This window comes from Algoriphagus sp. AGSA1 (genome assembly GCF_021390545.1).
Taxonomy (GTDB): Bacteria; Bacteroidota; Bacteroidia; order Cytophagales; family Cyclobacteriaceae; genus Algoriphagus.
In genome coordinates this window covers 44228-65865 of record NZ_JAJUWR010000018.1, presented here as the reverse complement: position 1 = coordinate 65865, position 21638 = coordinate 44228, and the positions used below count along the sequence as shown (strand labels likewise).

16 protein-coding genes are annotated in these 21638 nt (G+C 41.2%); 4 read left to right on the top strand and 12 right to left on the bottom strand.

Annotated features, from left to right (window positions below; translation table 11 throughout):
• Positions 1-100: 100 nt before the first annotated feature.
• Positions 101-823: a YqjF family protein gene (locus LZF95_RS15415; protein WP_233755993.1), complete on the top strand. Its 723-nt coding sequence runs from the start codon at positions 101-103 to the stop codon at positions 821-823.
• A 64-nt stretch (positions 824-887) separates the two neighbouring features.
• Here the strand turns inward: LZF95_RS15415 and LZF95_RS15410 are convergent, their stop codons facing one another.
• The 5 genes from LZF95_RS15410 to smc form a co-directional block, all read right to left on the bottom strand.
• A complete protein-coding gene (locus LZF95_RS15410; RefSeq protein ID WP_233755992.1) occupies positions 888-2384 on the bottom strand; it encodes a rhamnogalacturonan acetylesterase in 1497 nt (498 codons plus the stop codon).
• A 256-nt stretch (positions 2385-2640) separates the two neighbouring features.
• Entirely contained in the window at positions 2641-3714 is a 1074-nt protein-coding gene (locus LZF95_RS15405) for an acyl-CoA dehydrogenase (protein ID WP_233755991.1), read from the bottom strand.
• 141 nt (positions 3715-3855) lie between these two features.
• Positions 3856-4935 carry a 6-bladed beta-propeller gene (locus LZF95_RS15400; protein ID WP_233755990.1) on the bottom strand — a complete coding sequence of 360 codons (1080 nt, stop codon included), beginning with the start codon at positions 4933-4935 and terminating at the stop codon, positions 3856-3858.
• A gap of 98 nt (positions 4936-5033) precedes the next feature.
• On the bottom strand, positions 5034-5864 hold the full coding sequence (locus tag LZF95_RS15395; protein ID WP_233755989.1) for an alpha/beta hydrolase: 831 nt from the start codon (positions 5862-5864) through the stop codon (positions 5034-5036).
• 370 nt (positions 5865-6234) lie between these two features.
• The gene (smc, locus tag LZF95_RS15390; RefSeq protein ID WP_233755988.1) at positions 6235-9774 is read right to left on the bottom strand and encodes a chromosome segregation protein SMC; all 3540 of its coding nucleotides are present in this window, start codon (positions 9772-9774) and stop codon (positions 6235-6237) included.
• Positions 9775-9995: 221 nt separating this feature from the next.
• Here smc and LZF95_RS15385 point away from each other — a divergent pair, with 221 nt between their 5' ends.
• Positions 9996-12776: a carboxypeptidase-like regulatory domain-containing protein gene (locus LZF95_RS15385; protein ID WP_233755987.1), complete on the top strand. Its 2781-nt coding sequence runs from the start codon at positions 9996-9998 to the stop codon at positions 12774-12776.
• A gap of 93 nt (positions 12777-12869) precedes the next feature.
• On the opposite strand, the gene LZF95_RS15380 is transcribed toward LZF95_RS15385, so the two are convergent.
• Positions 12870-13784 (bottom strand): hypothetical protein, encoded by a 915-nt coding sequence (locus tag LZF95_RS15380; RefSeq protein ID WP_233755986.1) that lies wholly within the window; start codon positions 13782-13784, stop codon positions 12870-12872.
• A 329-nt stretch (positions 13785-14113) separates the two neighbouring features.
• Between LZF95_RS15380 and LZF95_RS15375 the strand changes: the two genes are divergently transcribed.
• Complete coding sequence (locus LZF95_RS15375; protein WP_233755985.1) at positions 14114-14284, top strand: hypothetical protein; 171 nt, start codon at positions 14114-14116, stop codon at positions 14282-14284.
• A 24-nt stretch (positions 14285-14308) separates the two neighbouring features.
• Here the strand turns inward: LZF95_RS15375 and LZF95_RS15370 are convergent, their stop codons facing one another.
• From LZF95_RS15370 to LZF95_RS15350, 5 genes are all read right to left on the bottom strand, one after another.
• Positions 14309-14650 carry an L-rhamnose mutarotase gene (locus tag LZF95_RS15370; RefSeq protein WP_233755984.1) on the bottom strand — a complete coding sequence of 114 codons (342 nt, stop codon included), beginning with the start codon at positions 14648-14650 and terminating at the stop codon, positions 14309-14311.
• A 193-nt stretch (positions 14651-14843) separates the two neighbouring features.
• Positions 14844-15659, bottom strand: coding sequence for a sugar phosphate isomerase/epimerase family protein (locus LZF95_RS15365; RefSeq protein ID WP_233755983.1), 816 nt, complete (start codon positions 15657-15659; stop codon positions 14844-14846).
• Between the two features lie 4 nt (positions 15660-15663).
• Positions 15664-16683, bottom strand: a complete 1020-nt coding sequence (locus LZF95_RS15360) for a zinc-binding alcohol dehydrogenase family protein (protein ID WP_233755982.1) — start codon at positions 16681-16683, stop codon at positions 15664-15666.
• 213 nt (positions 16684-16896) lie between these two features.
• Complete coding sequence (locus tag LZF95_RS15355; RefSeq protein ID WP_233755981.1) at positions 16897-17829, bottom strand: aldo/keto reductase; 933 nt, start codon at positions 17827-17829, stop codon at positions 16897-16899.
• Positions 17830-17896: 67 nt separating this feature from the next.
• Positions 17897-18355, bottom strand: a complete 459-nt coding sequence (locus LZF95_RS15350) for a GyrI-like domain-containing protein (RefSeq protein WP_233755980.1) — start codon at positions 18353-18355, stop codon at positions 17897-17899.
• 155 nt (positions 18356-18510) lie between these two features.
• On the opposite strand from LZF95_RS15350, the gene LZF95_RS15345 reads away from it, so the two are divergent.
• A complete protein-coding gene (locus LZF95_RS15345; protein WP_233755979.1) occupies positions 18511-20589 on the top strand; it encodes an alpha/beta fold hydrolase in 2079 nt (692 codons plus the stop codon).
• A 300-nt stretch (positions 20590-20889) separates the two neighbouring features.
• Here the strand turns inward: LZF95_RS15345 and LZF95_RS15340 are convergent, their stop codons facing one another.
• The gene (locus LZF95_RS15340; RefSeq protein ID WP_233755978.1) at positions 20890-21549 is read right to left on the bottom strand and encodes a metal-dependent transcriptional regulator; all 660 of its coding nucleotides are present in this window, start codon (positions 21547-21549) and stop codon (positions 20890-20892) included.
• Between the last annotated feature and the right edge of the window lie 89 nt (positions 21550-21638).

Below are 21638 nucleotides of genomic sequence, written 5' to 3'. Positions count from 1 at the left end.
AACCATAGACTGCCTTTATTTAGCCATGTTTCCCTTAAATTCGTGGTAGAACTGAGAAATTAATTGATAGTTACCTGACTATACTGACACGACCCACCGAATGAGAGAAATAGATGAAATATTAAACAGCACATCCCACAGACCTTTTGAAATTCCTCATGGGAATTGGATATACTACCAAGAATGGAACAGAGCTTTATTTTTACATTGGATAGTCCCTTTTGAATTATTAAGAGAATGTGTTCCTCCAAATTTGAACATAGACACTTTTGAAGGAAACTGCTACATTTCTTTGGTTGCTTTTACCATGGAAAAAATAAGACGAAGATTATTGCCTTCCATTGAATATGTATCAGATTTTGATGAAATCAATGTGAGGACATACATTGAAAATGACGACAAAAAAGGAGTTTACTTCTTGAATATTGAAGCAGGTAAATCTATTTCTGCTTTTGTTGCAAAAACAATTTCAGGATTACCCTACGAGAAGGCAAAAACCCATCGGACAGACAAATTGTACAGCTCAGAAAACCCACATAAAGGATTTAGTCTAAATGCAGAATTTGAGATTGGGCAGGAAATAGACAACAAAACGGAACTTGATAAATGGCTTACAGAACGTTACTGCCTATATCTTGACAAAGACAACAGGCTCTATCGTTACGACATTCATCATAAAGAATGGGAACTAAAGAATGTGAATATTAAGAACTTAAAATTGAATTATAAAATAGGTGAAATTGATCTAAATGAAAGGCAGCTAAACTTGGCACATTATTCAGATGGTGTAAAAGTAATAGCGTGGAAACGGCAGAAAATATAAGAGGTACATAAGGCAGCAAGGCACTACCAAAAACGGGACTAAACTGCTTCGATTGGACTTTTTATTACCTTAGAAAACCCTTCAAATCATTTTCAGGAATAATTTTAATGGCTTCTACCACAATCCTGGCATTCAATCCAGCACCTTCCTCAATCGTATGAGTGTGATCGGTGTCATTGAAAAAATGTGCTTTCACATACTCCTCACCCAATTGATTGTACTGATCTGCTACCAATTGATTGAGATCGATAAAAGCCGTCCCGGTATCTTCAGTGACTTGTTTTGCCCAGAGGCCATAATCCGTCTCCGCTGTGATGACCTTGCCATTTTTCCAGTTGTTTCGGGGAATCAGTGAACAGACTATAGGAGTGACTCCTTTTGCTTTGGCTGCCAAAATCATCTGACGTAGGTATTGACCGTAGGAGTAAACCGTTTCTTGACGTTTGGTGATGGGATTGTAAATGTGTTCAGCTTCTAATCCTGCACTTTTGATCGTGCCACGGGCTCTGGCTTCATCATCCAGCGGACTTGAATCATTATGTCCAAACTGCATAATCAAATAATCTCCGGGCTCTATTTTCTCCAGCACCTTGTCCCAATGTCCATAAGTCTGAAACGTCCTGCTGCTTGTGCCACCAAGTGCATGATTTTGGACTTTGATTTTATTTTTATCAAAATACGGAGCTATAAAATCTCCCCAACCCCAAAGTCCTCCGGCTCCATCTCCTAGGCCATTTTTCACGGTGGAATCACCGATAAGGAATAGGGTAGGGATGTCCTTAGTCAGATAGTCTTTGAGTGAACATTCTTCCAAATTACGTATTCCTTCTGTCACTGACCATGCATTAATTCGTGCACCCGCTTCATTGGTATGGGTGTGATCGCGTTCAAAAAGGCCTTTTACGACTTCCTGACCCCATTTGTCGTATTGGTCAGCTACTATTGAATTGAGGTCAACAAAGAATGCGCCCTGTTTTCTTGCCGCTTCCCTGGCCCATTTTCCAAAATCCTGATTGGCTCTTTCTGTTTCTCCATCATGAAATTTGTTTCTCGGGATCATGGAGGCCACGATGGGAATTGCTCCTTTCGCTTTGGTGTCGCTGATGAATTTCTCCAAATACCATCCATAGGTATGAACTGTTTCCGTGGTGCCATCAGGCCAAGTCAATTCTTTGGTGTCGTCCCCTATGCCTCTAAGTACACCACGGTAGCCCGCTTTGGTAGTATCAGGAACGCTTCCTTCATTATGCCCAAATTGCATAATTACATAATCTCCAGGCTTCAGCGTTTCGAGAACTTTATCCCATCTTCCTTCTTTGATAAAAGTTCTGGTGCTTCTTCCGGTCATGGCCTGATTACTCACTTCTAACTTCGTGGTGTCAAAAAATTCTTGAAGGAAATTTCCCCAACCTCGCTGTAGATTTCCTTCTCCGCCATTTCTTACTGTGGAATCCCCGATGAGGTAGAGGATTTTCTTCTCTACAGTTTGTTGCTGAAAAGCGGTGAAAGCAAATGATAAAATAAGAAGTGACAGGAAATGAAATGGGACTTTGAACTTCATGGAATAATAGAAAGCGCTAAGAAAAGTTAATTTATGAGCGGTCTAATGTAAGGAAAGAATAGAATAGTAGGCAATTGCTGGATATTATTGTAAAAAGATATTTCCCACAGACCTGACTGCCGTCCTTTAGGTTTGCGCTGAAAAATCCGCTGATAAACGCAGATTTTACTTGGGTTAAGTTGTTCGGAATTTGGGATCAGCGAAAGTCTGCGAAATTGATCTGCGAAAAATCTGCGGGTAAAACTGATACTATGACCTAAAAAGGAAATATCAACAGCGCATGCTGACTCACCGTGTTAAAATCCCGCCAAACCCGGTTGAGTTCTGTATGGGTTTTCGCAGCTTCCAATCCGGCAAAAGGATATAGCTTACTATTAATCGCTCTGCACTTTTGGGTTAGTTTTCGGCTTATTCTGCTGACTTTTTCCAGTCTTGAATCTGATATTACTCCATTCTTTTCCAGTTCATCCCACGAAGCATTGACTTGATGATAAAACTCATGCCGTACTTCTTTCAATTTTTCCTCCTGCTTACTAAGAAGTTTACGGAAGTATTTGAGATGCTTTTTATCATATTCTCTGTACTCATGTCTTCTCCAGAAGGATTGTTCAATCAACTCCTTCATATGAAGGGAGATGCCCAAGATATTAGCCGCCAGCGTAACTTCGGCAAATTGCAGAAATGGGTATTGGTAAACGGAGTCAGTCAATAGGGCTTTTTCGGGAAGAATTTCAAAGCAACGGTTTATTGGTGCTTCTAGATTTTCACAGCTAAAGGCATGGCTACCTGTGGCTATCATACCCATGTAATTCCAGCCATCAAGTATTTCCACATCGTTTCGATCCAGCAAAAAAGCTTTGACCACCTGCTCGCCCTTCTTATCCAATACTGCATTTCCCTCTTCAAAAATCTCACAGTTGGCAGTGAGATGTGTCGCATGCAAAGCCCCTGACGCATAAGTCCAACTACCAGAAATGCTGTATTTGTTTCCGACCAAATTAGCTTTTCCTCCTACAAACCCACTTCCTGCCAGGCAAAGTTTTGTGTCAGGGAAAATATCATTTCGAAGAGATTCTTCCATAAAACCTACAAACCAGGCTGCACCTGCACATAACGTCACCGTCCAGCCCAAGCTCCCGTCCAGCTTTGCCAGTTTTTCTTCAATTTTCAAGGCTTCGGGCAGTGTACAGCCTAGCCCTCCCAAGTCTTTTGGCACAAAAAGCTTAAACCATTTTTCATTATATATCTTTTCTAACCATTCCCCAGGAAGATGTCCAAGGTTTTCAGCTTTACTCGCCAATTCGTGGTGAAATAGGTCTGGGTTCTTCATTCAATTGATATGTTTTTCCTCAATTCTTACGCTCAATACTGCCGTGATTTCCGGTTATTGGACAAAATAGAAAATAGATTGAGGAATATACAAGGCTATTTTTTTCGCCAATCAGCTTAATAAACAGGCAATTTACTGTAGTTAATTAGGTTCAGTAAGCTTAGAAAATACAATTGAGGGATTTTTCTCTTCGACGCTTTCCTCATCCCGGATAATGGAATAATAAGCATTCTCCTTTAGATGTTTAGGAAAACCCTCATAATCTATCCGAACAAGCTCCTTTGAAAAAAGTTGGTTCTGGTAAGATATTGGGATATTATTTGCCAAGTCCAGTACTATAATGTAGGGCTTCTTTTTGTACCTAAAGAGAATAGAAGCATGGTCATCAACTATCTCCATGTAGGATAAATGAAGGGTATCCGCCACATTGAATCCCTTGAATTGAAGGAGGTATTCCGGAACAAGAGCATCTTGCGATTTTCTGTAAATCGTATCCTGGTGTTCTGTCAAACCTTCAAAACGTTCACGGGGGAAATAAAATAGACTTCCTTCTTTGAAATTCCCAAACGGTCTTAGAAAGCTATGTATCCTATTTAATGGGGAAACAAAGCTATACAATGGAGTTTCCAGTCCTTTATGCTCTAGCGTCTGTGGGTTTATAGAACTTACTAGTACCGTTTGTTGATTTGCCCTATCTGATGAGGTGCCTTCTTGAATCACAAGAAGTTCATCTTGCTCAAAATAAAATGAAACCGGTCTACCTGGCAGTTTCTTACTGGTGCCAATAATATCACCCTGTAGATTATAGGCAATCACCAGCATTTTTCCCCAATCTGCTACAAGGAATACTTTTTCCTTCTCATCCAGATAAATAGCAGGGGTCACATCGTACTCATCCGGCCCCTCTCCCTTAGCGCCTATCTTTTGTAGAAAATTCCCTTGGTTGTCAAACTTCAACAAGCCTTGTTTTACATCCACAATCAGGAAAAAATCCTTCCCAAAAGATATATCCTGGACGGAGGTGATTGCAGGGTTTCCTGGAGCATCAAGTTGAATGGTATCAATAGGCTCAAATTGGAAAGTTGTAGCATCACCCACTAATCCGCTTTTATGGATTTCTATGGTATTGGGAATTTCATGGAAATCAACATTGCTATTACTACCGCAGTTGGTGAATAGGAATACTGCAAAAAGCGGTAATGACAGGCAAATGTATTTCATGATCATCAGTAGTTTGTAAGTCTATAAGTTATTAGTAAAAGGGCTAAAGTCTAGACGGATTTGCAGGTGGCACCATGCTCCATACCTCAATCTATCACTTATGCTTTTTCCAAAAATTTTTCCAGTTGCTCAATGTACCAACCTCCAAAACCTTTATTCTCATAATCTATCTGAAATCCAGCAAGATGTTCCCCTTCATATAGAGTGATATGACAAGTAGCGCCTAACATCTTTTGAAGGCTAAACGCTGCGCTGGACGTAGTGACTTCATCGTTTGATGCGGTTAATATCAGCATTGGACAGACTATGGACTGGACGGAATCCAGGTATAGTTCCGGATCTTCGGGCAGCAAAATACTTTTACCTTTGCCTTTGTAATAATTCACAATAGCAGAGGTATCCGTTACAAACCCTTCACCGATTATAAAGTCAATCTGGTTTTTAATTTGAGGATAGGCTCTTGAAGCGATTGTAGTTCCCATGGACATTCCCAAGATTCCTATTTTTTTGTTTTGGAATTTGAGGGAAATAGTATCCACTACTGCTTCTAAATCCAAAGCAAATTCCGTGTAATACAGGTATTCCCGTTGAATTTCAAAATCATCACTTTCCCCAAAACCTCTATAATCAAACGTGACCACCGTAAAGCCTGCATCGGCTAAAACCGCGGAATGGTAAACAAAGTAAGACATATTACCTGCATCAGGATAAGCCAAAATCAGGACAGTATCTTTGTCGTTTTTCTTATTGGCTTCATAGATCCATGAGTTCAGTTGATAGCCATCGGTGGTTTTGATAAGTAGTTGCTCGTAATTCCATCCCACAGAATCCGGGGTTAGGATATATTCCCGATCAGGATTAATGGCATGTACCTGTTCCAGTGAAAACGAAATAAAGATGAGAAAAACAGCTACGGTATAAAGTTTCATTAGCTTGAAAATTAGATTTTAAATTAACTAAATATATAAAAAATACAAATGTTTTAGGGAAATATTGGATGGAAATCCAGTGCGATCGAAGTGTAATAAGATAGTATGGGGACAAAATATAAGATTACACACATAGTTGTGTAGAAGGCCTTTTTGTACTATCTCAACTTATTGGAGACCAAAGAAATACCCATTTACAATTCCCAGTCAAGCGAAAGGAAATTCAGGGATTTATAAAACACTCAGCAACAGAACGAGACACTTTCCAATTCCATTTTTCACCTATGTACTGAATTTTCCTTCCGTAATATCCTCATTACAGCTTAGGCATCGCCAAGCAGATAGGGAATATTATAACCACTGGCTCTGGCTAAACCAGCTCCCTAAGATCTACCGGAACCACCCGGCTCACACCTGCTTCAATCATGGTAATCCCATAGATGATATCAGTACTGGCCATGGTTCGCTTGTTGTGTGTGACTATGATAAACTGGGATTCGCCGCTAAATCGCTGGATGATCTGGTTGAACTTATCAATATTGGCATCGTCAAGCGGGGCATCTACCTCATCAAAAATACAGAACGGAGCTGGCTTCAACAGATAAATGGAAAAGAGCAGGGAAGTGGCAGTCAGCGTCTTTTCACCACCCGAAAGCTGGTTGATCGTAAGGGGACGCTTACCTTTTGGCTTGGCCATGATCTCAATGGCAGACTCCAGAGGATTTGCGGGATCTACCAAAGTCAGGTCACAGTCATCCTGTTCGGTAAAGAGTGAGCGGAATACCTTTACAAAATTCTCCTTTATCTTGGCAAAAGCATCCAAAAACGTCTCCTTCGCCACCTGATCTATTTCTTGAATGGTAGTCAGCAGAGATTGTTTGGCTTTGATGAGATCTTCTTTTTGGCTGCTGATAAAGTCATAGCGTGTCTTGATTTCATCATAAGCTTCCATCGCCATCGGATTAATTGGGCCTATTTTTTCAAGCTTTTCCTTTTGCTTGCTTACCAACTCCCGAAGTTTTTCCTCGGCAAATTCCCTGAATTCCTCGTCTATTTCAGGATTTTCTTCCATCAGCTCATCCAGATCCAGTTCGAATTCCACGCTCAGTCTTTCCTTCATGCCGGTCATTTTGAGCTTGATCTCGTTGACGGCATTTTCCAGTTCATGAATCAGCTGATCAAAACTTTCCTTTGACTTCTGGAGACTCCTGATCTGCTGATCGGTCTCGTCTATTGCGCCCCGACTGGCATAGTAATCCTTTTCAGCTTCCTGAACTCCCTTTTCTATTCCTTCTTTTTCAGCATACAACTCGATCAGTTCATCATCCTTGACCTCATTATTGTCGAGCAGGGATTTGACTTCCGTGTCCAACTGCGAAAGTTCACTCTGGGATTTTTCTATTCTTTCTTTAGAACCTTCGTAGGCAGATTGCTTGAATTCGATTTCCTGATCCAGACTATTTACCCGGTTCAGGTGCTGATGGTAAAGAATGTTCTCTGCGTTGAAGGCTTGTGATTTTTCGGTAAGCAAGGCAGATTCCTTCTCGTAGGATTCGTTCAGTTCTTCCAGCTCATCCTGAAGGGCTTCAAACTCCGCCCGCTCTTCAAATAGCTGCGGCTGAATCTCGGACAAACTCTCTTCAATAGACGCTATTCTATCCAGAATATCCTCCCGTTTATTGGCGTTTGAGCTCAGCAATTCCGCCAGCTGTTCCTTTTTGGTCCGTACTGACACGAACTCCTGGTTGATACCATTGATCTTATTCTGCCATTCTTCCAGGGTCTTTTTGTAGCTGATTTCTTTCAGCTTCATCAGTTCCGAAAGCTTATTGTCAAGGTTATTTCTGGTGCTGCTTACTTTTTTATTCAGTTCTTTGATTTCCTTATCCAGCTTTTCCAGATTCTTGGCCCTACCGATTCTTTTCCCCTCGAATAGTCCCACGGAGCCACCTGATAAACTGAATTTCCGTTTGGTGTATTTGCCGTTTTCACTGATGAATATGGCCTCACTATCCTGCGGAAAGTCCCTGTGTTCACCCTGGACTATATAGACATTATCAAGGATAAAGTTGATCAGACGGGAGTACTTGACGTCAAATTCTATAATTTCCGTGGCGGCTGTGGCATTGGAAAAAAGCTTGTTTTGACTGGGTTTAAACCGCTCAAAATGCTCCAGCACAAAGAAGTTTGCCTTACCTCTGGCGGAATCGCTCAAAAGCTGAATGGCCGTAATCGCCTGGGCTTCGGTATCTACCACATAATAGTTCATGTAGCTGTCCAGGTAATTTTCTATAGTTACCCTGTATTTTTCCGAAGTGGTGAGCAGATCGGAGAGGAGTGGCACGTCCTTTCCCCAACTTGGATTTTTTTTCAGAAACTTGATGGCTTCAGGAAAGCCCTCAAGATTCTCCACCAAGGATTTGGTGAGGTTGTATTCATTGGTTTTGGAGTCAAGCTTACGTGAAGATTGAGTCAATTCCTCCCGGATCATCTCTATCACCCGATTGGTTTCCTCGATCTTCTGATCCAAATCCTCCTGCTTGGCTTTTAGGTCTTCATAACCTTTGGTGGATTCGTTCAACTCTGATTTTAACTCAATCAGCTTTTCCTCAAAGTCCATTAAACTTGCTTCCTGGGAGGAATCGTCCGAGGATGTACGCTCCAGCTCCTGCTTCAGCGTGGAGAGCTGTATTTGTTTGATTTCTATATCCTTACTTAGTTGATATACCTTTTCCTTTAATGTTTCAAAATTTAGGTTTATTGTCTTTTGAGCCTGTTGCTTTTCGGCCTGAATTTGCTTTTGGCTTTCAAAAGCCTCTCGCAGCTCAGATACGATCATCTCCTTCTCTGCAAGCATTTTTTCGGCTGACTCTTTTTCCTGCTGAAGTGAGCGTATGCTGAATCCCGCACGGTCATTTGACTTGCGGTCAGTATCGATCTGTTCGCGGAGTTTTTGTGACCGATCCTCCAAGAATCTCAGGCGTTCATTTTTGATTTTCTTCTCAGACTCGAAAGAGCGGATTTTATTTACATGTTCGTTTAACGCCTTCTGCCGGCTGGAAAGCAACTTTTCTTTTTGGATCAAGTCAGCTTTTAATTGGCTGAGCAAGGCCTCCTGATCTGCTACTCTCGTCTGAAGTTGTAATTTTTTGTCGCCTTCTTCCTGAATTTTATGATTGGCATCTATTAAGGACTTACTGTATTTCTCTATGCTTTTTTTGGCAAGGTTGATACTTGCTACCCGGTAATCTTTTTTGATTTCAAAATATTTGGAAGCCTGTTTTGCCTGCTTTTCCAGGCTTTTTAGATTCTTTTCAATTTCAAAAAGCACATCTTCCACACGGGCCAGATCATCGTCCGTATCCTGAAGTTTTCTCAGCGTCTCTTTCTTTCTGTTTTTGAATTTTGAGATTCCTGCCGCTTCCTCAAATAAATCCCGACGTGAGTTATTCTTATCATTCAGCAGTTCATCGATCATTTTCAGTTCGATGATGGCATAGGAATTCGAGTTGATTCCCGTGTCCATGAAAAGATTGGCAATATCCTTCAGTCGGCATGTCACGCCGTTGATCTGGTATTCGCTATCACCAGATCTATAGTAGCGCCTGGTTACCGTGACATAGGTATATTCTGTAGGAAGGAGGTTTTTGGTGTTTTCAAAAGTCAGGGATACCTCAGCCAGGTTGGATGCTTTACGGTTTTTGGTACCGTTGAAAATCACGTTCTCCATCTTGTCAGAGCGGAGCAAACGGGTTTTTTGCTCGCCTAGCACCCAGCGGATCGCATCCACTACATTGGATTTTCCACAGCCATTAGGCCCAACGACGCCGGTGATCCCCTTGTCGAAGTTAATCACCATTTTGTCCCCAAAACTCTTAAATCCCTTAATCTCCAGCTTACTGAGCAGCATCCTTTTGAAATTGTCTTAAAATAATCAGACAAAATAAGATCATTTAGATGATTGTCCAAAGATTTATAGACTGCACTTGAGAAATTCCAGCCTCTTAGCTAGGGTTTACTTCTTCAAACATTACCTGACAAGGGTTCTGAGTATTTCACCTAATTCTATAAAGTCCATGTTCCTTTTCGTCAAAACTGTTATCTTAAGAGGCGAAACCCAATCTAAGCCAAATGATTACATTTTTATCACCGATCCGGTGCGTGCTCTTTAGTGTAGCTATGCTATCAGTTTTTCTGGCAAATTCCCAGACTATCTCCGGAACGGTCAAAAATGCAAAAACCGGTGAGCCTATGGCTTTTGCCAATGTTTTCATCAACAATACAACACTGGGAAGCACTACGGATGATAAAGGTAATTTTATCATTTCTGGGAGTTTACCCAGAAATGTAGAGTTGGTTGCTTCCTATGTAGGGTTTGAGACGGATACGAAGACACTTAGTATCGGTAGTTCTGGCTCTACAAAAGTCGATTTTAAACTGAAGCCTTTGGAATCTGTCCTCACTGAGGTGGAGCTAAAAAGCCGTAGGGACAAGAAGTGGGAGCGGGATTTGCGGAGATTCAAGCAGGTTTTTTTGGCTCTTCCGAATGATCCTTTTGCGTCCCAACTTGACATTAAAAACCCCTGGGTACTGGATTTTGAAACTGTCAAAGCGGATGGGCCTAATTATGTACGTGCCACTGCTCAGGAACCTTTGCATATAGTAAACCACGCCTTGGGGTATGATGTGACTTATTATTTGAAGGATTACCGTTATTATCACAATCGCTCCAGCTATGTGGGATTTGTGTTTTTTGACTCCCAAGAGTTGGCAGACACTGTTGAACTTGCCAAAATAGAGAGTAATAAGGTGAGTAGCTACATGGGGTCTATTAGACATTTGTTAAAATCAGTTTTACTGGCTAAAGTACATGAAGAAAATTTCCAGATTTTCGAGGTACTACCTGATGATCATTTTAGGGTGCGTACAAATGTATTTACCGAGGAAGTTGACAAATCCATTAGAAGAGTATTTGCCGATTCCATCCAAAGAATTCCCCTGGAAAATGGAAATTATAGAGTTATATGGCCGTTTAAAGCCGAAATCCATTACCCTGAGAAATTCTGGTTAAATGACTATTACACAGATCTTTACTACCCAGTAAGCTGGGTTTCTGCTCCTCTAGGATATTTCGATATTGATCGAAATGGGATTCCTGTAGTTCCATCGCAGGTTATTTTGTCCGGATACATGGGGAGGCAACGCATGGGTAGATTTTTGCCACATGACTATGAGCCAGCAAAGAGTTTAGAGGGATACGGATACCTGGCGGAAGTTGATAGCTCCCAGATGAGATTTTCCCGTTGGAACAACCTTCGGGAAAAGCCTTATTTCAATACGAATAAGCCTTACTATTATCCAGGGGAAACGGTGTGGCTAGGTGGGCAAATGCTCTATCAAAATAGTATTATGTCCGATACACTCAGCAGAGTGGTTTATATTGACTTGATGGATAAAGACTCAAAAGTCATTCAATCTGAAATTTTTCCCATCAAAGAAGGAAGAATTGCAGGGGGATTTATTTTGCCAAATGAACTTAAAGCCGATGACTACTTCCTGAGAGCATACACTGAGTGGATGCGTAATTTTCCGAACAGGGATATTTTTCTGAGAGCGCTTCCAGTTTTGGAAAAAGAAGAGAGTATCCAAACTGTCGCCATTGTAAACCCTGATCTTGTCGGAGAGTTGACAATCAATTTGTCCGACTCATTGTTTTTCAGAGATTCCGATAAAGAAATGGAGTTCCAGCTATCATTTTTAGATGAAACGGAGGAATTGACAGACGCTCAGTTTACAGTTTCCTTGACAGATGCGGATTTGGTCTCAACTCTCGATGGACAGGTGAATATTTTGGATGCTATGGAATGGCTTGATGCAAAAGAACCACCAAAAAAACTAGCTATGGGCAATCATCAAATCGAGTTTGGAATTACAATAGAGGGTCAGTTTACAAGAGATAAAAAGCGTGACCCATTGGTCAATCCTATTACTGTCGTCAGAGATGATTTAGCTGATTATGGAATAGTCAACACTGATTCCTCAGGATATTTCAGGGTCACGGGACTGTATTTCACAGATACTGCTACGATTTCAATTGCCGCCTTGGATTCAAGGCAAAGGCACTATGGATCGGTCACTATCAATGAAAAGAGCAAGCCAACTTTCAAAGGGTCTTATCCCAAGCTCAACTACCAGACTTTTCAAAGAAAGAATGATGAATTGAAGTTTGACTTTACCGGCGATTTTGTCTTGCTGGAAGAGTTTGTAAAGGAGGATACGAAGATGGTGACTTTGGAGGAGCGTAATTATGGCTATGGAACGCCGGATAGGGAACTAAGTGGGGATAGGTTGGAAACTATTTCATCCGAAGCACTGGCAGGATACTTTGGATTTAAGCGCGGAGGAAAAAGCATTGGGAACTACAATTTCGGCCTCAATGCGTCAAATCCTTTAGTAATCATAGATGGAACACAGTATCCATTCTTAAATGATGAAGCCTTTGAGACCTTAATGGGCACCTTCATTCCAGCTGAATTGGAATCGATTAAAGTTTACACCTTTAACTCTACTTCCTTTGGTATGGCAGGTTTTGGTGGGGTGATTATGATCACCACGAAAAAAGGCAACAGAATTGCCCCAGTTGAACAAACAGCTTTTAACCATTCTGAATTCCAGAAGTTTAGAGTCCGCGGTTTTTCCCGCGAAATTCCTTTCCCTAATAGTTTTGAAAATAACCAACCAGTAGAAAGCAAACCAACCCTCTATTGGGATGCAACTGCTGAAAGCAAGAAAGGGATTTACTCATTCAAAGTGAAAATCCCCCAAGCTCTCAAACGTATGAATCTGAGAGTCGAGGGATTGACAAAAAACGGTTTGGCATTTGAAAAGACTTTTGAAATTGCAGTGAAATAGCAAAGTATCACGAAAAAAACATGGGTAAACCCATCATTATAGCTTGACGAAAATGGGTGCTCATAAGACCTTCTTCAAAGCGAAAACTTGTGCTCAAAGCACAGAACCATTGCTTGAATCGACCCGATTTTGGCTGGTATTATTATTTACCATATCTTCTTTAGTAGTACCTTCTGTTTTAGTGTTGGTGTTAATTTTCCAAATCAAACCGATAAAATACCCAATTATAGGTGAGATTCCATAGCCCATAAGCATGACAGGGAAATGTCCTAAGAAGGTGGCAAGTAGTATAATTAAGTAATAGATTCCCAATGAAACAGACATGTCATCTTTCTTAGGATAATCATATACAAAGGGGATCACTAATAACAATAATGAAATCACTGACACAAAAAACAAAGTCTTTGAAATTCTCTTTGTTAAATCAACAATTTCTTCAACATGGCTAACTGGTTCAAGATTATCTAAATGGTACCAAGAGTAACCAATCGAAATCAAGGCAAATAAAAAGAATGAAATGTTCACAAGTTTGGACTTATGATTCCTAAACAAAATAATACAAACAGAAATTGAAAATGCTGAAACCAGTGAGGAATCTGGTTGTAATGAAAAAATAATAATTACTATAACACTAGATACAATTGCAAAAGTATGACTAGTAACCCTTGAAATTTGTATCAACAGTAGAGGCGAAGCTATTAAACCAATATTTATTTGCAAAGATTTTATATTTATCCAGCGATGCACATTCATAATCCCCTCATCATAAAAAGTGCCTAACAGTAAAATCATAGAAGTGGCTAGTACGATAATCGGGTTGATGTCCTTCAGTGGGACCGGTTTCTTCAAAAAGAACAGTGCAATAAAAACACCAACACAAACAATAGACAGGTTTAATGACCAAATACTAATTGGCACATCAAAATATATCATTGTATAAGTACCAAGAATTGTTGTTGGTAAGGGAACAAAAGGAAAAAATGATGTAATACGGTCTATTTTTTTCATTAAAGTGGTTATTTTATTTTACCAGAGATTTTATAGTTTTTTTAAGTGTATATAAATATGATAAAAATCAAGAAAATATCCTTTTATTAGAATTGATGAACATTTTACAATAAGGTGAAATAAAAAAAATCGTGATTTTTTTCTTGATAAAAACAGCTTTAACAACTAGCGTCAAGAAAGGTAGTATTGCACCAACTATAATCTAATAAATCATATTTTTTATATTTATTAATGGTGTTTTGTCCAAAGCTTAGGCTAGAACTGAGTAAAATCAGAGTGATCGAAAGAGGGTTTGTTATATAGTTTTTCATTAGAGGAAAAGAGATTTGTTGACTAGTAAAGTAGGGATAAAATATGAAATCGAGCCTGCTACCGGACAGGCAGGCATGTCGATAACGACCCACACTGGCATGATTATGAACGCTGCGAGATTCTCCCGATCCGCCGAGGCGGACGGGACAGGCTATGTGACCATTAAAAAAACAATTATAAACACATGAAAGAAGACAGTCAATCTTTGTTAATTACTCTCCTGACTTGAAGATCCTATCCATGAGAACCCACTTTTCACCGGGTTTTGCCCAGGGGATAGGTTGTTGGTATTTCCACATAAAAGCTTCCCATTCAGCAATTTTGGGGTTGGAAGCATCGAACTTTGCTTTTGTTTCGAAGTCAAATTCATCCACAGTTTCCATCAGCATAAACATGCGATTGCCTGTGCGAAAAATCTCAAGATTCAGGATACCAGCATCGATATCGTGTTGGGTTACTTCGGGCCAAGCGGCTCCAGGAGCATGGTGCTGCTCATATTCTTTGATTGATTCCTCATCGTCAATGAGGTCAAGTGTTAGTGCGAAACGTTTCATTTTTTAAAATATCAAATAGCTAGATGTAAGTATCAAGATTTTAGATTTAAGAAAGTAGAACCAAGAATCAAGGGTCAAGAAGTAAGGAAGCGAAGAGATTAGAACACATTAACGAGGGGAGTTGACTCATCTAAAAATTCTATGTTTGGAATTCCTAATGCACCCCTAAATCGTCAATCGTATTTCTAAAATTTCAACGGAACCATTTCCTAAACTCCGCTATCGTCTGCTCAGCCGCTTCATCTGGACTCGGGTAGGGGAAAGCTTCCGCTGACGCAAAACCTTGGTAACCAACTGTTTTTAGTGCTTCTGCAATTTCCTTCATAGAAGTATGTCCAAATCCCATTGGCCTTCTATTGCTGTCAGCGAAGTGAACATGCCCGATGTATTTTCCCCAGTTCAAAATGCTTTCTTCCAGGTTTCCCTCCTCAATATTCATATGAAATAAGTCAGCTAGAAGCTTAACAGACTTGGTTTCCAATGTCTCTATAAACTTTGACCCAGCCTCAATAGTGTTCATCAAATTGGTCTCGTATCGATTGAGTGGCTCGTAGATTAGTATGACTCCTTTAGATTCGGCATGCTTTCCTAATCTATTTAAACCTTCTGCCAACCAAGACAAAGTTTCTCCCCGGTCATTTCCAGTAAGTACATTTCCCTGCATAGAGCCAATAATTGCCGGAGCTCCGAATGCAGCTCCAAAGTCAATCATACCTAAAATGAAGGAAACAGCTTTTTCTCTTATTTCTGGATCCGGGTCAGTAAGTGTTAAACCATGGATTACTTTGCCTGCCCCGGTTCCAACAGCAGCAAGTTCCAGGTTATAATTGGTTAGAAGATCCTTTAATCCAGGTATTTCAATCGAATCAGCTGAGGCAGTGAATAGCTCAATCGCATCAAAGCCCAATTTGGAAGCTTTTTCCATTCCAGCTTGCAGATCATCCCAAAATATCCATGGCCCTGTTTTTATTTGTTGGACAAGAGCAATCGTTACACAGGATTTTATCATTTTCTTATTTGTCAAAATCTATCATTATTTTAATTATTCCCTGCTGGTCTTTAGCCCAGTCTGAAAGTGCCTTTTCCGATTCGTCGATCGTAACTACTTTGCTGATTACCTCTTCCACCGGGAAATTACCTTGTTCCAAATAGCTGATTACCTCTGGGAATTCTGTGGTACAATTCCTTGAACCTAAGATTTCAATTTCCTTCTGTACGAATAGGGAAGTATTGAATTCCACAGGTGCCTTGGCATAGCCAATGCAGACAACTCTACCGGTAAAAGCCACTTCTTCCACAGCCTGTCGATAAGTGATGGGACTTCCCACAGCTTCAATGATCACATCGGGACCATCATTGGTAGTCAATTCTTGTAAGGTTTGGTGCAGATCGACCCTTTTTGGGTTAATGGTGTGTTTCACACCGATTTTCCTCGCAATCTCAAGTTTGGTGTCGTCAAGATCAATTGCGATTACTTCAGCTCCTTTATTCACAGCTGAGGCCACCGCACCCAAGCCTACGATTCCGCAACCTATTACCGCGACACGATCTGTGGAAGTGACCTTTGCACGGTTCACCGAGTGAAAACCTACCGTGAGCGGTTCAGCCAAAGCCAATTCACGCAGGGACAATTTCTCTGAAGGAAAGACATCCTGCCAAGGCAAAACAATGTATCTACACATCGCTCCAGGACGACGAACACCCATCGTCTTATTTTCTTTGCAGGCATTCCTAGCTCCCTTGCGACAAGCGATGCATTTCCCGCAATTCAAGTAAGGATAAACCGTGACTTTCATACCGACTTTGATATCAGCAGGCACCTCAGGCCCCAGTTCTTCTATCGTACCTCCAACCTCATGTCCAAGGATATTTGGATATTCCTGCAGGGGAAATAGACCACGGTAACTGTTCAGATCTCCCCCGCAAAAGCCTACCATCCCAACTTTAAGTAGGACTTCCCCGGCTTTCGGTGTCGGTTTTTCGACTTCTCTGAGTTCTGTTTTGCCGATATCTGTGAGGACTAGTGCTTTCATGTGTTTTTAATTTGTTTTTAGATTTTATTATGCCATTAAGATTATTGCTTGGCTTACCTGGCTGGAAGACGGATGACAGAAGTAGCATATAACTAGAGTTTACCAGATTTTATATTGCTATTCCCCTCATTGGAGATATTGGAATTACAAGGCTTCTTCCAGTAAACACTATTGAATTGGATTGGGCATCTGTCTTCTGTCTCCCGTCTTTTCTTAAATATTATTCTCCGGCTTTCCTTCGTACCACATTTGGTTTTTAACTGGTGCGACGAGTGTTTCGATTTCTTCCAAAAGTCCATCGGGAATACTAAAATCCAAAACACTTACATTTTGAGTTATGGTTGCCAGATCGCACATGCCTACGATGGTCGTGGTGATGTCAGGATGATCCAAGGCATAGCGGATTGCCACATCGCTAAGCCTGGCTCCGTACGTAGCACAAAGGCTAAGCAATTTAGCTTGCATATCCTTCATGGCTTGCGGAGATCTATGCCATTCAGGTAAAGGGGCGTCTGAAAGTATGCGCTGCATTAATGGCGCCGCATTCATCAGGCCAAAGCCTTTTTCTTTCGAAAGTGGCACAAGTTCACGGTTTATTTCATCTTCCAGCAAATTGTAATGTGCCCAGGACAGGACTGTATCCACATCAATATTCCGCGTGATTTCAGCCAGATAGTTTACCGGTAAACCGGTAATTCCGATGAATCTGGCTTTACCTGATTCCTTGAGTTTGACTAAAGATGGCCAGGCTTCATTTAGGATTTGTTCTTTGTCCACAAATTCTATGTCATGGAGTTGAAGTAGATCCACATAGTCTGTTTTCAGTCTGGAAAGGGAATCTTCGACGCTTTTGAGGATCCGCTTTTCTGAAAAATCAAATTCCTTCAGATCATAGCGCCCACATTTGGTAGCCAAAACTACTTGGTTACGCTTTCCTTCCAGTGCGTTTCCCAATCGCTTTTCCGCCAAGGTCAGACCATAAAATGGGGAAACATCGAAAAAATTCACACCATGATCTATCGCATAGCGAACGGCTCGGTAGCCATCTTTTTCGTCAGAAACATTAAATACATCTCCCATTGGGGACGCTCCAAATCCTAGTATGGACAAGTCCAATCCAGTGTTTCCTAACTTTCTATATTCCATATTGTAGATTATTCGGGGTTGTTGACTTTGTCAAACCAATATATGGAGATTTTGTGAGGAGGGAAATTCACCTTATAGACAGAAAAACATCTCCCTCAGCTGCTTCCCAATCTTGGCTTCTCTGATCATAGACTTCGAAATCAAAATGATATGCCCTGCCCAGATCAGATTTCCAGATTTCCCTCCAGGCATTGGCGACACAGTCGGGCATTTTGCCTGATGCGGTCTTTTTGAGGTAAGTATCCGACGGAACTTGTATTTTGTGCAGTCCGATAGGAGTTTCCGCAGTATCTCGGACTTTGCAGCCAATAAAATAAGAATAAGGCTGAGTATGGTCTCCCTGGTAAGCATAATATACGGCATATACGTCATCGCTAAGTTTGTCGGGAATTTGGGAATAGATGGATTCTTTTTCGAATCGCTGCCAAAGTGCCCCACAATCCTTCATTGCCTGCTCATTTTCATTGGTGGTTTCAGACAGCATGATCCCCATCAGGGTAAATTCAGGTAATTTCAAAGAGTCCATAGTTAATGCATTTTCTAATCAAGGGATAGAAAACATGAAGTTAATGTAGCCAAGCGCAATTTCAACCTTTGGCATACCATATATGGATTTATACCTGTTTTTTACAGCTAAAAATAGTATCATCGCAACACGAATAAACTTAACTCGAATATTATATGAAGAATAAGTTCTTCTTTACAATGGCCGTTGCTTTGGCTGCGACTATTTCAGCCTCCCAGGCCCAGGACAAACTGAAAAACATGCCTGGCTATGAGCAATACCAAAAAACAGTTCCCCAACTTAGATCTGCGGTAAAACCCGGAAGCCTCAATGTGACCTGGTCAGAAGACGGGAAATCCTTTGAATATGTAGAGGACGGGAAACTGCGGTCATTCTCTCTAAAAACAAAAAAAGTGACCGAAGTAGGGGATGCCCCTGCACCCGAGCGAAGAGCTTGGAATCGACCTGCCCGCGGCCGCCAGTTTGACTCTGCGGAGTCTCCTGACGGAAAGTATAAGGCATTTACGAAGGATCGTAACATGTTCTTAGCCAATGCTGACGGAAGCAATGTAGTAGCCATTACTTCAGACGGCAACGAAGAAAATCAAGTCAAATACGGTATTGCTACGTGGGTATATGGAGAAGAATTGGATCAAAATACGGCTATGTGGTGGTCTCCTGATGGGAGTAAAATCGCTTTCTACAGATTTGTGGAAAAGGATGTAAAAAAATACTATGTGCTGTTAAATCAACTGAGCTTGTATGACTCTCTTGAGATTGAAGCTTATCCTAAAGTAGGCGAGCCAAATCTTCCAGTGGATCTGATGGTCTATGACTTGGAGACCAAGAAAATGATAGAACTGGATATCAGGGATGGGAAGCCATACAGTGACGGCGATCTGGGAACTTACATTTATGATATTTCATGGACTCCTGACGGCAAGGAATTGCTATATCACAGTACCAATAGACGTCAGAATATCCTGGAGCTTCGGGCTGCTAATCCAGAAACAGGAAAGAGCAGAACCGTGATCCGCGAAGAATGGCTTCCAAGTTTCGTAGTGAATTCTCCAGAAATGGAGGTTTTGGAAGATGGTAAGCACTTCATCTGGGCTTCCGAAAGAACAGGGTTCAACAACTACTACCTGTATAATTTTGATGGCACATTAGTAAATGCTATTACTTCCCATCCATTTGAAGTGTCTAACATCGTGAAAGTAGATGAGGATAACAAGACGCTTTACTATATGGGTAGAAGTGGTGAAAACCACATGCTGATGCAGCTTCACCGTGTACAATTGGATGGCAAAAAAGATGAAAGGTTAACGGATCCTGCATATAACCATAGCGTGACGATTTCCCCTGACGGCAAATACTTCGTGGATGTGGCCCAGAAGCATGACGTGGCACCATTCACTAATTTGGTAGATGCGAAAGGAAAAGTAGTAGCTGAACTGGCAAAAAGCGACATGAGCAAGTTTGAGGAGTTGGGGCTGAAAAAAGTAGAGGTGTTTACATTTACTTCCAAAGATGGGGTAACTGAACTTCATGGCATGATTCATTTCCCATCAGATTTTGACCCGAACAAAAAATACCCCGTGATCCTAAGCAACTACGGCGGCCCAGCTACAAATGCATTCAGAGAAAACTTCACTTTGCCTGATCCTTTGACTGAATACGGTTTTTTGGTACTCAATATTGACGGTAGAAATGTAAGAGGCCGTGGTAAGAAATTGTTGGATCAGCTGTATGGAAATTTGGGATTGGTGGAGATGGATGATTTTGCCGAAGGCATCAAATCACTGCATGATCGTCCATACTTCGACAAGGACAGGGTGGGAGTTTACGGAACTTCGTATGGTGGAACTACTGCGGCTTCCATGCTGCTTAGATTCCCTGAACTGGTCCATGCGGCTGTCGCAAACTCTTCTGTAACTGACTGGAGACTGTATGACAACATCTATACAGAGCGCTTTATGAGCACGCTTGACCATAATGAGGAAGGCTACAATAGATTTAACCTGATGAACAAAGCAGATCAACTACAGGGTGAATTATTGATCTTCTTCGGAACAGCGGATAATAATGTACATCCATCCAACTCACTTATGCTGATCAAAGCCTTTCAGGATGCAGGTAAGAGTATAGAAGTTCAGGTTGCTCCTGACGGTGGGCATACAGCCCTAAACAGAGACCGGATGATGGAGTTTTTCATTAAGCACCTGGTCACCGATTATAAGAAAACTGTGCGCTAAGCTGAGCTGAAATTCTTTAGCTAAAGCACCTGTTGAGCGATCAGCAGGTGTTTTTTTTTGGCTTTGTAGAGAGCTTTGGGGCCGGATTGTTTATTGGGAGCACGAGGGGAGTTATGAATCCATAAAGGAAAAATTACAAGAGGCTAGGAAACTCTGATTTTTAGATTCTCCCATAGCCTATTCTTTTAATTGTAATTCTTACCCCGGTGACTGTCTCCAAAAGCCGATTTTCTGATAGTTTTTGCCAAGTAGATCGTGAGGACATAGACCAGGATGGAATTAATATAATCGTTCTAATTATTATCCAACCACCCCAACCAGAAGCCGATCGCATACCTTTTCGCTCAAGGTCTCTGAGTCATGTCCTGGATAGGAAACCACCATACTCTGATCGTAGGACTCTACAGATTTGATCGTAAGTTCCGTGCCTAGCTGAAGATCCCGACTATTCAGAAATTCCAAAAATTCAGTCGAGGAATTGGTCAGGGCGGCAAGTTTCACCTGTTGCCCCTTGGTGCATTTGCTTAGGGCGATGTAGTTACTTTCCTGGATCCTACCTTGCTTGTCAGGAATAGGGGAACCATGGGGGTCTATTGTTGGGAAACCCATCATTTCGTCCATACGCTCAAAGAACTTGGGGGCATGGATATGCTCCACCTGTTCGGCGATTTCATGTACTTCCTCCCATCCAAAGCCCATTTTATTGACCAAGAACATTTCCGTGAGTCTATGTTTGCGGATTATTAGGGCCGCTTCTCTCTTTCCTTTGGCAGTAAGAATGACAGGCTTGTATTTTTCGTAGATCAGCCAACCATTCTTTTGAAGGGTTTTGACCATGCTGTTTACTGTAGGCATGCTGACTTGCATCTGGGCAGCAAGCTCGGAGATGTTCACCTCGTCCTTTTCATTGGCAAGGTTAAAAAGTGATTTCAGATAGTTCTCTTCGGTCTGTGACGCCATTTCCTATTGCTTTAGTATTCAAATATGCTAAAATAATTTTAAAAACAATTTTGTTAGACAAATCTAACATTGTAGATTTGCCGTATCTA

Coding starts and splice junctions, on each gene's coding strand:
- LZF95_RS15405 (WP_233755991.1), bottom strand. CDS start 3,714: ATGAAGAACCCAGACCTATTTCACCACGAATTGGCGAGTAAAGCTGAA.
- LZF95_RS15345 (WP_233755979.1), top strand. CDS start 18,511: ATGAAGAATAAGTTCTTCTTTACAATGGCCGTTGCTTTGGCTGCGACT.
- LZF95_RS15355 (WP_233755981.1), bottom strand. CDS start 17,829: ATGGAATATAGAAAGTTAGGAAACACTGGATTGGACTTGTCCATACTA.
- smc (WP_233755988.1), bottom strand. CDS start 9,774: ATGCTGCTCAGTAAGCTGGAGATTAAGGGATTTAAGAGTTTTGGGGAC.
- LZF95_RS15400 (WP_233755990.1), bottom strand. CDS start 4,935: ATGAAATACATTTGCCTGTCATTACCGCTTTTTGCAGTATTCCTATTC.
- LZF95_RS15365 (WP_233755983.1), bottom strand. CDS start 15,659: ATGATAAAATCCTGTGTAACGATTGCTCTTGTCCAACAAATAAAAACA.
- LZF95_RS15410 (WP_233755992.1), bottom strand. CDS start 2,384: ATGAAGTTCAAAGTCCCATTTCATTTCCTGTCACTTCTTATTTTATCA.
- LZF95_RS15395 (WP_233755989.1), bottom strand. CDS start 5,864: ATGAAACTTTATACCGTAGCTGTTTTTCTCATCTTTATTTCGTTTTCA.
- LZF95_RS15340 (WP_233755978.1), bottom strand. CDS start 21,549: ATGGCGTCACAGACCGAAGAGAACTATCTGAAATCACTTTTTAACCTT.
- LZF95_RS15380 (WP_233755986.1), bottom strand. CDS start 13,784: ATGAAAAAAATAGACCGTATTACATCATTTTTTCCTTTTGTTCCCTTA.
- LZF95_RS15350 (WP_233755980.1), bottom strand. CDS start 18,355: ATGGACTCTTTGAAATTACCTGAATTTACCCTGATGGGGATCATGCTG.
- LZF95_RS15370 (WP_233755984.1), bottom strand. CDS start 14,650: ATGAAACGTTTCGCACTAACACTTGACCTCATTGACGATGAGGAATCA.
- LZF95_RS15385 (WP_233755987.1), top strand. CDS start 9,996: ATGATTACATTTTTATCACCGATCCGGTGCGTGCTCTTTAGTGTAGCT.
- LZF95_RS15360 (WP_233755982.1), bottom strand. CDS start 16,683: ATGAAAGCACTAGTCCTCACAGATATCGGCAAAACAGAACTCAGAGAA.
- LZF95_RS15415 (WP_233755993.1), top strand. CDS start 101: ATGAGAGAAATAGATGAAATATTAAACAGCACATCCCACAGACCTTTT.